The sequence below is a fragment of the [Clostridium] colinum genome, from assembly GCF_940677205.1.
Classification (GTDB): Bacteria; Bacillota; Clostridia; order Lachnospirales; family CAG-274; genus Tyzzerella; species Tyzzerella colina.
Genome location: NZ_OW712331.1, coordinates 107,506 through 120,314 on the forward strand (window position 1 = coordinate 107,506; position 12,809 = coordinate 120,314).

General features: G+C 27.2%; 8 protein-coding genes, 1 pseudogene and 1 other annotated feature (1 of these 10 running past the window's edge). Of the genes and pseudogenes, 5 read left to right on the forward strand and 4 right to left on the reverse strand.

All coding sequences use genetic code 11. The features are described from left to right. Positions 1 to 66: 66 nt before the first annotated feature. Positions 67 to 504 (forward strand): globin domain-containing protein, encoded by a 438-nt coding sequence (locus NBW53_RS00520; RefSeq protein WP_250278189.1) that lies wholly within the window; start codon positions 67 to 69, stop codon positions 502 to 504. 311 nt (positions 505 to 815) lie between these two features. Here the strand turns inward: NBW53_RS00520 and NBW53_RS00525 are convergent, their stop codons facing one another. After that, positions 816 to 2,462: a helix-hairpin-helix domain-containing protein gene (locus tag NBW53_RS00525; RefSeq protein WP_250278190.1), complete on the reverse strand. Its 1,647-nt coding sequence runs from the start codon at positions 2,460 to 2,462 to the stop codon at positions 816 to 818. Between the two features lie 216 nt (positions 2,463 to 2,678). On the opposite strand from NBW53_RS00525, the gene NBW53_RS00530 reads away from it, so the two are divergent. From NBW53_RS00530 to NBW53_RS00545, 4 genes are all read left to right on the forward strand, one after another. After that, entirely contained in the window at positions 2,679 to 3,671 is a 993-nt protein-coding gene (locus tag NBW53_RS00530; protein ID WP_250278191.1) for a SurA N-terminal domain-containing protein, read from the forward strand. Between the two features lie 87 nt (positions 3,672 to 3,758). Beyond that, entirely contained in the window at positions 3,759 to 4,439 is a 681-nt protein-coding gene (locus tag NBW53_RS00535; RefSeq protein ID WP_408647042.1) for an ABC transporter ATP-binding protein, read from the forward strand. Positions 4,440 to 4,456: 17 nt separating this feature from the next. Further along, the gene (locus tag NBW53_RS00540) at positions 4,457 to 6,535 is read left to right on the forward strand and encodes a COG1361 S-layer family protein (RefSeq protein ID WP_250278193.1); all 2,079 of its coding nucleotides are present in this window, start codon (positions 4,457 to 4,459) and stop codon (positions 6,533 to 6,535) included. After that, positions 6,528 to 7,904: an ABC transporter permease gene (locus NBW53_RS00545; protein WP_250278194.1), complete on the forward strand. Its 1,377-nt coding sequence runs from the start codon at positions 6,528 to 6,530 to the stop codon at positions 7,902 to 7,904. Before NBW53_RS00540 ends, NBW53_RS00545 begins: the two co-directional genes overlap by 8 nt. A gap of 76 nt (positions 7,905 to 7,980) precedes the next feature. Here the strand turns inward: NBW53_RS00545 and NBW53_RS00550 are convergent. The 3 genes and pseudogenes from NBW53_RS00550 to NBW53_RS00560 all read right to left on the reverse strand — a co-directional run bounded on the left by NBW53_RS00550 (position 7,981) and on the right by NBW53_RS00560 (position 12,611). Next, a pseudogene (locus NBW53_RS00550) lies at positions 7,981 to 9,389 on the reverse strand (alanine/glycine:cation symporter family protein). A gap of 277 nt (positions 9,390 to 9,666) precedes the next feature. Continuing rightward, the gene (locus tag NBW53_RS00555; protein WP_250278195.1) at positions 9,667 to 12,303 is read right to left on the reverse strand and encodes a valine--tRNA ligase; all 2,637 of its coding nucleotides are present in this window, start codon (positions 12,301 to 12,303) and stop codon (positions 9,667 to 9,669) included. Then, positions 12,300 to 12,611 carry a hypothetical protein gene (locus NBW53_RS00560; RefSeq protein ID WP_250278196.1) on the reverse strand — a complete coding sequence of 104 codons (312 nt, stop codon included), beginning with the start codon at positions 12,609 to 12,611 and terminating at the stop codon, positions 12,300 to 12,302. Before NBW53_RS00560 ends, NBW53_RS00555 begins: the two co-directional genes overlap by 4 nt. After that, positions 12,608 to 12,809 (reverse strand) — a binding site (T-box leader); it runs 13 nt beyond the window's last position. It overlaps the preceding gene by 4 nt.

The following is a 12,809-nucleotide window of genomic DNA, read 5'->3' on the forward strand; positions in this document are numbered from 1 at the left end:
TATGATAATATATTTATAAAGATTGAAATAAATAATTGTTATTATATATTTTAAGGAGGATTTTTTATGTTAGATTCAAAAACTATTGAAATTATTAAAAGTACAGTTCCTGTTTTACAAGAAAGAGGAGTAGAAATTACAAAATATTTTTACAAAACAATGTTTGAAAACAATCCAGAAGTTAAACCTATGTTTGATATGGATAAGCAAAAATCAGGAGAACAACCAGTAGCACTTGCTAATGCTATTTTAGCGGCAGCTAAAAATATTGATAATTTAGAAGCTATTATGCCAGCGGTAAAATCTATTGGAGAAAGACACGTAGAAGTTGGTGTTTTAGCAGAACATTATCCAATAGTTGGTAAAAATTTACTTATAGCTATAAAGGATATGCTAGGAGATGCTGCAACAGACGAAGTTATGGAAGCTTGGGAAAAAACATATAATGTTTTAGCTGATGTATTTATAAATGTAGAAAAAGATATGTATGATTCTAAAAAATAATATTTAAAAATTTTAATATATATAGTTAGGTTGTAGACACAAAGTCTACAACCTTTTGTCATATTAACAAAGCTATCACAATTAGTATATAAAAATTTAGATAGACTTAAATTGTAGACAAGATATTTGGGATTAATTTTTTTATTTTTATGCTTTGCATAAAATTTCTAATCACAAGACGGGGCTTTGCCTTGGATTGTGTAAAAAGCTAGATTTTTAGGGGCTTTAGCCCTTGTGCCAAGAAATCAGCTTTTTTCATACAGTAGCTCAAAAGTCTATCTATTAAAATTTAGATAGACTTTTATATAAACTTATCTTACTACAATATAACTTTTAATATTGTTATAAACATTTGAAGCATTATTAGCTTTAAAAAATTCTTCTAACTCTTGTAAAGAACCAAAATTATCATCTTCTCTATATTTAATAATTTTATCTATTAAAGTATCTGAAATACCGTTGTTTAACGAACGAAGTTCTAGCTTAGATGCTGTATTTATATTTGTATATAGGCTAATTTTATTATTAATATGCGACACATTAAAAGGTAATTGACCTGAATGTCTTATAGGTCTTTTTTGTATTATGTTGTAGGCCTCTGTTGAATTTATACCTTGAGCATACATTTGTTCTTTTGTAGCAGTATTAATGTTTACATATTCATCTTTATTTTTATCAACGCAAAGGGCATCTTTAAATTTGTCATAATCTGTTGAACCTATTATATCTTTTACTTCAGATTTTTGGTAAAACTTTTTATTTTTGATTTTTTCCGCATTTGTTTTACTAAATACAGAGTTTAATTCGTGTATATTTTCTGTATTTAAGTTGGTAAATACATTAAGGTTGTCTTGTAAATAATGTATATCTTGTTCAGTAATATTATTTGTGCCAAGCTTAGAAATTTCCATTAAAGTTTTGTATGTATATCCATTTTTTCTATAATTTATAATATCATCTGCTAAATAATAAGAAACATCAGCATTTGTAAGATAATATTTACTAGATAAGGATATATTAGCTCTAGCATAACTTTTGCTTACATCAATGTTAGATACATCTTTAGTAGATATATAATCAGATATTTTGTTATATGTATCTTTTGATATAACACTAGATAAATCACTAACGGAAGTAAATTCTTTTTTATCACGTTTATTCATTATTTTTTGAATATTGTCATCAGATAATTCATTTAATGTTTTTAATTCAAATTCATTAGCTTTATTAATATTTGTACAAACTGTTAAAGCGTGTTTATTTTGGTCATATATTTTTTTAGTAAAGCCTTTAACAAATTTTATTTCTTGTATGTTAGAAAAAGGATTTTTCTCTCTATATTTTATAATTTCTCTAGAAAGGTCGCTAGATATACCTTTTAAAAGTTTTTCTAACTGAGATTTTGTAGCAGTGTTAATGTTTACTTTATCATTAGTTTGTATAATATTACTACTACTAGAGCCAGTAATACTAGAGTAATTGTTGTTTTCAAATCTCCACATACCAAGTGAATTTTGTTTTGCACTATCTTGAGAAGCTAAAAGATTGTTGTATGAATTAGTTTTTCCTTGAGAAGTGTCTATTACAGCATATCCATTTTGTATAAGTTCGTTATTTATATTTCTACCGTTACAATATACTATCATATAGTTAAATTTACTACCGTCATAAGAATAACCATCTTTTGTAAGGGTAACATTTTGACCTAACAAAGAGCTTGTTAAATATTCATAACTTGTATCAAAGCCTTTTGTATTTACTCCTTTTAATTTAACATAAGCTGTATCATTGTTTGGCAGTTTAACTTGTATTGTATCTCCATCTAAAACTTGTAAAACAGTAGCAGAAATATTGTTTTCAGTTATTTCGTTAATTTCTTTAGCATATGTAGGTATATTAAAACAAAATATCATACTAAAGATTAAAATACTTAAAATTGTATTTTTTAAAAATTTCATAATATCACCTATATTTTAATAAAATTTTTTTATTAGTGTAAAATATAGAAAATATGTAATTTTACACGTAATTAATTATATTATATCAAAAAAAATATATTTTTTCTATAAAAAATTTAAAATACATTACATTTATATTAAAATTTTTAAAAAAGTTTGAATTATAAAATATGATATTATATAATTTATATAATAATTAATATATAGGTGAGAAATATGAGAAAGCATAAAAGAGGCAAAAAATATTATAAATATAGAAATTATATAATTATTTTTATTTTAGTTGTTATAAGTTTTATAGGCATCTTATATACGTTTAAATATTTTAATAAAAGTAAAGATTATGTTTTAAAAATTAATAGAGAATACATATCAAAAGAAGAATTTTTATTATATTTAGATGAACAAGAAAAGATTTTTGAAGAAATAGGTGGTGTAGATATATGGGAAACAGATTTTGATGGGATACCTGCTAAAGAGGTAGCTAAAAATAATACAATAGATTATATAATATTTTTAAAATCTGTAGTTTATCAAGCTAATAATTTAGGTATATTTTTAACAGAAGAAGAAAAACAAAATTGTGATAAAGAAGCTATATTAGTAAAAAAAGATATAGAAAGCCGTAAACCTAATGTTATTATACCATTAGATATATGCAAAAAATTTAAAAGAGAAATGTTAATAGAACAAAAAGTATATGAATATATAACAGATAGTTTTGTTGTAGATGAAAAGGACTTTCAAAAATATTTTAATAACTATATGGAAAAAAATATTAATATTATTAATAAAATAAACTTAGATTATATTTTTATAAAAAATAATGATACTTTTGATGCTAAAAAAGAAGCAGAAAATATAGCTAAAAGTATTAATTTTAATACAAATTTTAAAGATATAAAAGAAAAACCTTTTATTGAGGTTTATCAAAATATAACTTTAGAAAGAAATATGTTTAATAAAAATATAGAAGATAAAATTTATAAATTAAGTGAAAAAAGTATAAGTAGTGTAATAGAAGATAGAGATGGATTTTATATATTTAAAATAAATAAAATAATAAAGCCTAATGTAAATGAAATAGAAGAAATTATTAGAGAAGATTATATTTTAGATAAAAAAAGTGAAATATATAGTCTTCAAACCAAAAATTGGGTTAGTAATATAAAAGTACAAAAAAATAGTGAAATTTTGTCGAATATATGATATAATTATTAAAAATTTGGAGGTGATGTTTTGGATAATAGTGAAGAATATATAATAGAAATAAAAAATCTTTCTAAAATTTATACTATGGGTAATGAAAAAATAGTTGCTTTAGACAATATTAGTATAAATTTTAAGAAAGGTAAAATATATTGTCTTTTAGGCACATCTGGGTCTGGTAAATCTACATTGTTAAATATGATAGCAGGGTTAGAAAGATGTACAAAAGGAAATATAATATTTAAAGGTAAAAATATTGAAAAAATGAATGAAGAAGGGCTTGCTATATTTAGGCAAAAATACCTTGGGTTTGTTTTTCAAGCATATAACCTTTTACCAACATTAACAGCGCTTGAAAATGTTACATTACCTCTTGTTTTTATGGGTATAAACAAAAAAACTAGAGAAAAAAGAGCAAAAGAAATGCTAAAAGCAGTAGGGCTTGAAAGCAGGCTAAAGCATAAGCCTTCAGAAATGAGTGGAGGACAACAACAAAGAGTTAGTATAGCTAGAGCATTTGTAAATAATCCAGAAATAATATTTGCAGATGAACCAACAGGTAATTTAGATACAAAAACAACATATGAAATGATGAACCTTATAACAAGTAAATCAAGAGAACATAATCAAACTCTTATAATTGTTACACATGATTTAGAAATAGCAGAATATGCTGATGAAATAGTATATTTAAAAGATGGGCATATAATTAAAATAGAGACTAATGAAAACCCTAAAAAAGAAGTTATATATAACCAAAATGAATAGTATAAAGGAGACATAATATGAAATTTTTAAAAATATTTTTATTAGCTATTATTTTTATAAATAGCAGTTTTTCACTAGCTTTTGCAAGTGAATCATCAGATCAAGCTTCTAATAGTAAACCAACATTAAAAATGGGTGGTAATAATGCATATAGTATAGAAGTAGGAAAAGATACACAGGTTACTATACCAATAGTAAATACATCGGCAGATATAGCTTATGATGTATTTATAAAGGCAAAACCTGGAGAAAATTCTCCAGTTACAGTAAATTTTTTAAATAGCTCAGATAGAACAGATAAAATATTAAGAGGTGGTAGCCACAATGTATCTTTATCTATAAATGTAGAAAGAAATGCAACAACAGGAAAATACCCAATAACACTAGAATATAACTTTACAAGTATAGATAAACAAACATTTACAGGAAGTGATACTTTTTATATAAAGGTAGACAATGGTAGTGTAGTACCAACGGTAGCTTTAAGTAACTTAAAAGTGTCTAAAGATAGCGTATTAGTAGGTGAATCTTTTGACATTACAGCTAGCTTAGAAAATGTATCAGGATTAGAGGCAAATAGTGTAAATGTAGAGATTGTAGGGTTAGAAGAAAATAATATGTCTATTACTGGCGGTACAAGCAATGTATTTTTATCTAAAATGGCACCTAATACAAAACAACCAATATCTTTTAAATTATCAACAACAAATCTTACAAAAGAAGGTGCTAATAAGATAACAATAAAAACTACATATAGTGATGTTACAGGTAAAGAATATACAAAAGACTATTTTGTGTATGTAACAGTTTCTAAAACAGACAGTATAAAAGGTAACCCAGAGTTAAAAATAACAAGTCTTATAGCACCAACAGGAACATTTAATGTATCTCAAAGTGGTACATTTAAATTAAAAATAAAAAATGTATCTAACGTTGTGGCAAAAAATATAAAAGTTTCTACTAAATTGCCAGAAAATATTGTGCCAACATCTACTAATACATTATTTATAAGTGAAATTTTACCAAACCAAGAAAAAGAGTTATCTTTTAGCGTTGCACCAACAGCAAGTGCGGTTACTCAAACATATTCTATTGGATTTTTAGTAGAGTATAGTGGGAATAAAACACCATCTATCGAGCCTAATTCAACGCCAAATAATATTGTTATAGAGCAATATGCAGGGCTTAATGTAAATAACCCAACACCGAAAAAAGAAGGAGAAACTGCGAAAACATCTGTACCTAAAATAATTATTAGTAGATACGAATCAACTCCTACTATTGTTGAGGCAGGTAAGAGTTTTAAGTTGTCTATGAATTTTAAAAATACACATCAATCTAAAGTAGTAAAAAATATAAAAATATATTTATCAGTAGATGATAAAACAGAAGAAAAAGGAAATGTATTTGCACCAGATAATTCTAGCACTACATATTTTATAGATAGCATAGCTCCAAAACAAGAGGTAACACATACTTTTAATCTATTTGCAGTTCCAGATGCAAAGCCAAGGTCTTATACAATAAATGTAAATTTTGAATATGAAGATGAACAAGCTAATGAATATAAATCTACAGAATTTGTAGGTGTAAATGTTAAGCAACAGGCAAATCTTGAGCTTAGTGAAATAACAAAGCCAGAGGGAGGAAGTGTTTCTACTCCTATGAACATAAGTTTTCAGCTTTATAACACAGGTAAGGTAACTTTATCTAATCTTATGATAAGGCTAGAAGGTGAAGGGATAGATACATCTAGTGCGACTAATTTTATAGGAAACTTTGAACCAGGTGCAACAGAATATTATGACGGTAATTTTATACCTATGGAAGTAGGAGATAAAAACTTAAAGCTTATTATTACATATAATGATACAGATGGAAAAGAAGTAAAAAAAGTAGAAGAATTTAAAATAAATGTGGAAGAAATGCCTGTAGAAGAAAACATTGATATAGAAAATAACATAGAAGAAACAAATAAAAAATTTCCAGTAAAAATTATTGCTATAATATGTGCGATAGCTGTCGTTGTTGGTATTGGTATTTTTATATTTATAAAAAAATCCAAAGCCAAAAAGGAGTTGGATTTTAATGACTAGTATTGATATAATAAAAATGGCATTAAAAAACTTAGCAAAAAGAAAATTAAGAACGAGCCTTACTATATTAAGTGTTGTTATAGGAGCTAGTTCTATTATAATAATGGTATCTTTAGGGATTGCTTTAGATGAAAGCTTTGATAAGCAAATACAACAAATGGGCAATATAACTAATATAGAGGTAAATGCTAATTATAATGGAAAAACAGGTATAACAACAGATAATATAAATCAATTTAAACAATTAGAAGGTGTTCAAGCCGTAACACCTATATTAAGAACAGAATTAAGAATTTTATTAAATGGAGATAAATATGTAGGATCTTTTAGTGCACTAGGTATAGACCCTTCTACTGCCGATCTATTAGGATATACAGCAATAGAAGGAAGAGGATTAAATGAAGAAGACAGTGGAACATATAATGTTTTAGTAAATCCACTTATAGAATATGGATTTAGCAAAAAGGGCAAAGGTGAGCCTTATCCTAAATGGATACCTGATGAAGATGAAATAACACCCGATATGGAAAAAAGAGAACTTTTAAACCAAAAAATAACTATTACAACAGATAAAAATTATGGTAATAGTAGAAAATATTTAGAAAATGGTTCGGATATAAGAAATAATTTAAAGCATAAAACATATAAAGCAAATATTGTAGGTATTGCTAATAAACCAGAAATGTATGGAGAAAACTATGTTATAGTACCCCTTGATACACTTGAAAAAATAAAAAAACAAATAGATAAAACATATTCAGGCTCTTCATCGACAAATAATACAAAAGCAGGGTATGAAAGAGTTATTATAAAATGTAAAGATATAGAAGTAGTGCAAGAAGTAATGAATCAAGTAAAGGATATAGGAGAATTTAACGTATATTCTCCTATAGAATATATTACATCTGCCAAAAAAACTAATGCAAACATACAAGTATTGTTAGGGGCAATAGGTGGTATATCACTTTTTATTGCAGCAATAGGTATAACTAATACTATGGTTATGGCAATATATGAAAGAACAAGAGAAATAGGTATAATGAAAGTAATAGGGGCTAGAGTATCAGACATAAAAAAACTATTTCTTTTAGAGGCAATATTAATAGGCTTTTTAGGTGGAGGTATAGGAGTTTTATTTAGTCATTTGCTTTCATTTACAATAAATAAAGCAGGACCTTTTATAGTTAGTAAGATAGGTATAATTAGTATAGCCACATCTGGAGATGAAGTAGCTAAAATATCATCTATACCTTTTTGGCTTAGCATATCGTCTTTAATATTTGCAAGCTTTATAGGGCTTATATCTGGTTACTTTCCTGCAAAAAGAGCAGTTAAGATAGAGGCTTTAAAAGCTATAAAATCTGAGTAAAAGATTAATAATAAATTATAATTAATAAAAAGGTTAATTTTAAGCATATTTAATACTTAAAATTAACCTTTTTATATTATTTCCAACATTCTGTATTATCTAAGCCAATATCTTTAGCTTTAAACACAGGGTTTTTGCCTTGTTTTTTCTGATTAGTATAATCTTAAGACATTTTATAGATATACCGCTTAAAAGAAGAATAGCTATTATATTTACTATTGCCATACAACCCATAAGTAAATCGGCTAAATTCCACGCAGTATCTAAGCTCATTTGTGTACCTAAAAAAATCATTATTAAGCAAGTAAACCTAAATATATTTAATACAGTTTTGTTATTTTTAATAAATTTAATGTTAGCTTCGGCATAATAATAGTTACCAACTAATGAGCTAAAGGCAAATAAGAATATAGCTACAGATATAAAATGTATACCAAATTCACCAAAATTTGCACTTACAGCATTTTGAACAAGTTGTATTCCTCTTCCTTCAGTAACACCAGAGCATAATAAAATCATAGCAGTAGTTGAACAAATAAATATTGTATCTATAAAAACAGAGAACATTTGTACAAGACCTTGTTTTACTGGGTGAGATACATCTGCCGTAGCAGCAGCATTAGGGGCAGAGCCCATACCAGCTTCGTTTGAAAAGAGACCTCTTTTTATACCTTGCATAACACAAGAGCTTGTAAATGCACCAATGCCACCACCAAAAATAGCTTTAAAGTTAAATGCTTCTGAAAAAATATTTTTAAAAACATCTGGTAAAATATTAATATTTTTTATTGTTATAAATAGACCTAATCCTATGTATATTAAAGCCATAATAGGTACTATACCAGAAGTTATAATACCAATTCTTTTAACACCACCATATATAGTTACACCAGTTAATATAGCTAAAATAAGCCCAAGAACAACGGGAATTATACTATTAGAATAATTAGGGAAATAGTATTTTAAAGAATCTCCTATGTTGAAAGCTTGTAAAGCATTAAAGCCGTAAGCAAAACAAGCTATTAAAAATATACTAAAAAGAATACCAAGTGGTCTGCTTTTTAAAGCATTTTGAATATAATATGCTGGACCACCTCTAAAACCTTCACCATCTTTAATTTTATATATTTGTGCTAGTGTGCTTTCTACAAAGGCAGATGCACTACCAATTATTGCAAGGACCCACATCCAAAACACTGCTCCAGCTCCACCAGTTCCTATTGCAAGAGCTACACCAACAATGTTACCAGTACCAACACGTGATGCGGTAGAAATCATTAAGGCTTGAAAAGAAGATATGCCAGAATCAGACTTTTTTTCTGTAATAACTTTTAAAGCCTCTGGTAACATTCTTATTTGTACAAATTTTGTTTTAAAGCTAAAGTATAATCCGGTAATAATAAGAAGAGCTACTAATATCCAAGTATATAAAAAGTTACTCATACTGCCTAATATATTAGCAAAGCTTTCTGTAAAACTAGCCATTTTATCATCTCCTTTTTTTAATTGTAATAGACACATTATACCATAAAATGAATAGTATTGCACTTATATATAATAAAAAAACAATATTTTGTTTATTTGTTATATTTTAATATGCAAATATTGTGATTTTTAATACATTATAATATATATTTATAAAGTTATTTTTATAAATATATATTATTTTGTTAATATAAATAGTTTTATAGCTTAGCTTAAATGTATTATAAAAGTAAAAATGTTGCTAACATATATATAATATTTTAGCAACATTTTTATGCTATTTTTTCAAAGTATTAATTTGTTCTTTAACTTTTTCTAACATATCTTTATACTTTGACATTTTTTCTTTTTCTTCTTCAATAACTTTTTGTGGAGCTTTTGCAACAAAGCCTTGGTTAGAAAGCTTTTTATCAACACGTTCTACTTCTTTTATAAGCTTATCTTCTTCTTTTTTAAGTCTATCTAGTTCTTTTTCTATGTCTACAAGCTCATCAAAAGGCATATATATAACACCATTAGGTATAACAACAGATACAGCACCTTCTGGAGCATTTTTATGCTCTTTAATTGTCATATCACTAGCAAAAGCTAATGTTTTAAAAAATACTTCGCTTGTTTTAAAGGTGTTATTAACAAAATCATTGTTAGAAGATATAATAATTTGGGCTTTTTTACTATTAGGAACATTCATTTCGGCTCTAAGGTTTCTTATACCTTTTACAGCAGTTTTTATAAGCTCAACTTTTTCTTCTTCTTCTTTAAAGTTTAAGTTTGTATTAAAAGTAGGCCATTTTGATAACATAATAGTTTCTTCGTCATCTTGTATAGTTGTAAATATTTCTTCTGTTGCAAAAGGAGCAAATGGGTGTAAAAGTTTTAAAGAGTTTATAAGGACTGTTTTTAAAGTATATAAAGCCGATTTTCTTGTATTATCATCTTTGTTATAAAGGCGAGGTTTAACCATTTCTATATACCAGTCGCAATATTCGTCCCATATAAAGTCATATATTTTTGATAAAGCAACACCTAAATCATAGCTTTCTAAATTTTGAGTTACTTCTTTTGTAAGTGTATTACATTTAGATAAAATCCATTTATCAGTATCAGTAAGTGTATCTAAAGAAATCTCAGATAAATCTTCATCTTCTAAATTCATTAATATAAAACGAGTAGCATTCCATATTTTATTTAAAAAGTTTCTATTAGATTCAATTTTTTCCCAATAAAATCTTAAATCGTTACCAGCAGAGTTGCCAGATATAAGCATAAGCCTTAAAGCATCTGCCCCATATTTTTCTATAACTTCTAATGGGTCTATACCATTACCTAAAGATTTACTCATCTTTCTACCTTCAGAATCTCTAACAAGTCCGTGAATTAGAACATCTTTAAAAGGTAGTTCGTTCATTTGTTCAAGTCCAGAAAATACCATACGAACAACCCAAAAGAAGATAATATCATAACCAGTAACAAGTACGTTTGTAGGATAAAAATATTCTAATTCTTCTGTTTTTTCTGGCCAACCAAGAGTAGAAAAAGGCCATAAAGCAGAGCTAAACCAAGTATCTAGTGTATCTTCATCTTGTACTAAAGAAGTATGATTACATTTAGAACAACATTTAGGCATTTCTTTTGATACTTCTATATGACCACATTTTTCACAATAATAAGCAGGTATACGGTGTCCCCACCAAAGTTGACGAGATATACACCAGTCTTTTATATTTTCTAACCAATGAGTATATATTTTGCCAAATCTATCTGGAATAAAACGAAGCTCATTTTTATAGTAAGCCTCTAGGGCAGGTTTTGCAAGTTCTTCCATTTTTACAAACCATTGGCTTTTAATAAGAGGCTCTACAACGTGAGAGCAACGTTCGTGAGTACCTACTGCGTGGCTTATAGGTTGTTCTTTAATAAAAAGTCCAAGTTTATCAAGCTCTTTTATAATTTCTTTTCTTGCATCATATCTATACAAACCTTTAAATTGACCACCATTTTCATTTATAGTTCCATCATCATTAAAAATATTTATTTTTGGTAGATTGTGTCTTTGTCCTACTTCAAAGTCGTTAGGGTCGTGGGCTGGTGTTATTTTAACAACACCCGTACCAAATTCCATATCTACATATTCATCAGCTATGATAGGTATTTCTCTATTAACAAAAGGAACAACACAAGTTTTGCCTATAAAATCTCTATATCTATCATCATTTGGGTTTACTGCAATAGCAGTATCACCAAGCATTGTTTCTGGACGAGTAGTGGCAAATTGTAAAAACTCATTTGTACCTTTAATAGGATATTTTATATGCCAGAAAAAGCCGTTTTTATCTTCGTGTTCTACTTCTGCGTCAGATATAGTAGTTTGACAATTAGGACACCAGTTGATAAGCTTTTCACCTTTGTAAATATAACCTTTTTCATAAAGCTTTATAAATACTTCTGTTACGGCATTAGATAGACCTTCGTCCATTGTAAATCGTTCTCTGTCCCAGTCGCAAGAGTTACCAAGCTTTTTAAGCTGATTTACTATTGTTCCGCCATATTCTTCTTTCCACTGCCAAGCTCTTTTTAAAAATTCTTCTCTGCCAAGGTCATCTTTTGTTATACCTTCTTTAGCTAATTTATCTATTATTTTTACTTCTGTTGATATACTAGCGTGGTCTGTGCCTGGTAGCCAAAGGGCAGAATAGCCTTGCATTCTTTTCCATCTTATAAGAATATCTTGTAAAGTGTTATCAAGGGCGTGTCCCATATGAAGATGGCCAGTGATATTTGGTGGTGGAATAACTATTGTATAAGGTATTTTATTTTTGTCTACTTTTGCATGAAAGTATTTTTTTTCTAACCAATTTTTATAAATCCTATCTTCGATAGAAGGATTATAATTTTTTTCTAGTTCTTTTTTCATTTGAAAAAACCTCCTAAAGATATATATATTATAATTATAATAAAAATTAAAAATAAACCTATCATTAAAAAAAGGTTTCCTTTATTAGAAAACATTTCAGACATATAAGAATCTTTTTCTTTATTATTATCTTCTATATCTTCTTTGTCAATGTCTAATAAATCTTTATTAATATTTTGTTTAGGTTTATTATTAAAAAGGTATTTTAATATAATAATTATACCAATTAATATAAAGATTAAAGCTAATATTTTAATAATATCACCTACTTTTATGTTATTAAAACAAAAAAAGCTCTCATCAAACAAAGGACGAAAGCATCGTGGTACCACCTTATTTCAAGCAAAAATGCAAGCACTCAAAGCCTTTAACGGAAAAGCTACCCGTATAGGCTTACTAAGCTCAGCCTATCTGCTCCAAAGCTACGTTCAATATTACATATGCAAAGTTACCTTACAGCCTATGAGTAACTCTCTCTTTTGCCAGCCAATATTTACTCCTCTTTT

What these genes read in the sequence shown, in the direction of transcription:
- NBW53_RS00520 (WP_250278189.1), top strand. Translation starts at nt 67, where the DNA reads ATGTTAGATTCAAAAACTATTGAAATTATTAAAAGTACAGTTCCTGTT.
- NBW53_RS00525 (WP_250278190.1), bottom strand. Translation starts at nt 2,462, where the DNA reads ATGAAATTTTTAAAAAATACAATTTTAAGTATTTTAATCTTTAGTATG.
- NBW53_RS00530 (WP_250278191.1), top strand. Translation starts at nt 2,679, where the DNA reads ATGAGAAAGCATAAAAGAGGCAAAAAATATTATAAATATAGAAATTAT.
- NBW53_RS00535 (WP_408647042.1), top strand. Translation starts at nt 3,759, where the DNA reads ATGGGTAATGAAAAAATAGTTGCTTTAGACAATATTAGTATAAATTTT.
- NBW53_RS00540 (WP_250278193.1), top strand. Translation starts at nt 4,457, where the DNA reads ATGAAATTTTTAAAAATATTTTTATTAGCTATTATTTTTATAAATAGC.
- NBW53_RS00545 (WP_250278194.1), top strand. Translation starts at nt 6,528, where the DNA reads ATGACTAGTATTGATATAATAAAAATGGCATTAAAAAACTTAGCAAAA.
- NBW53_RS00555 (WP_250278195.1), bottom strand. Translation starts at nt 12,303, where the DNA reads ATGAAAAAAGAACTAGAAAAAAATTATAATCCTTCTATCGAAGATAGG.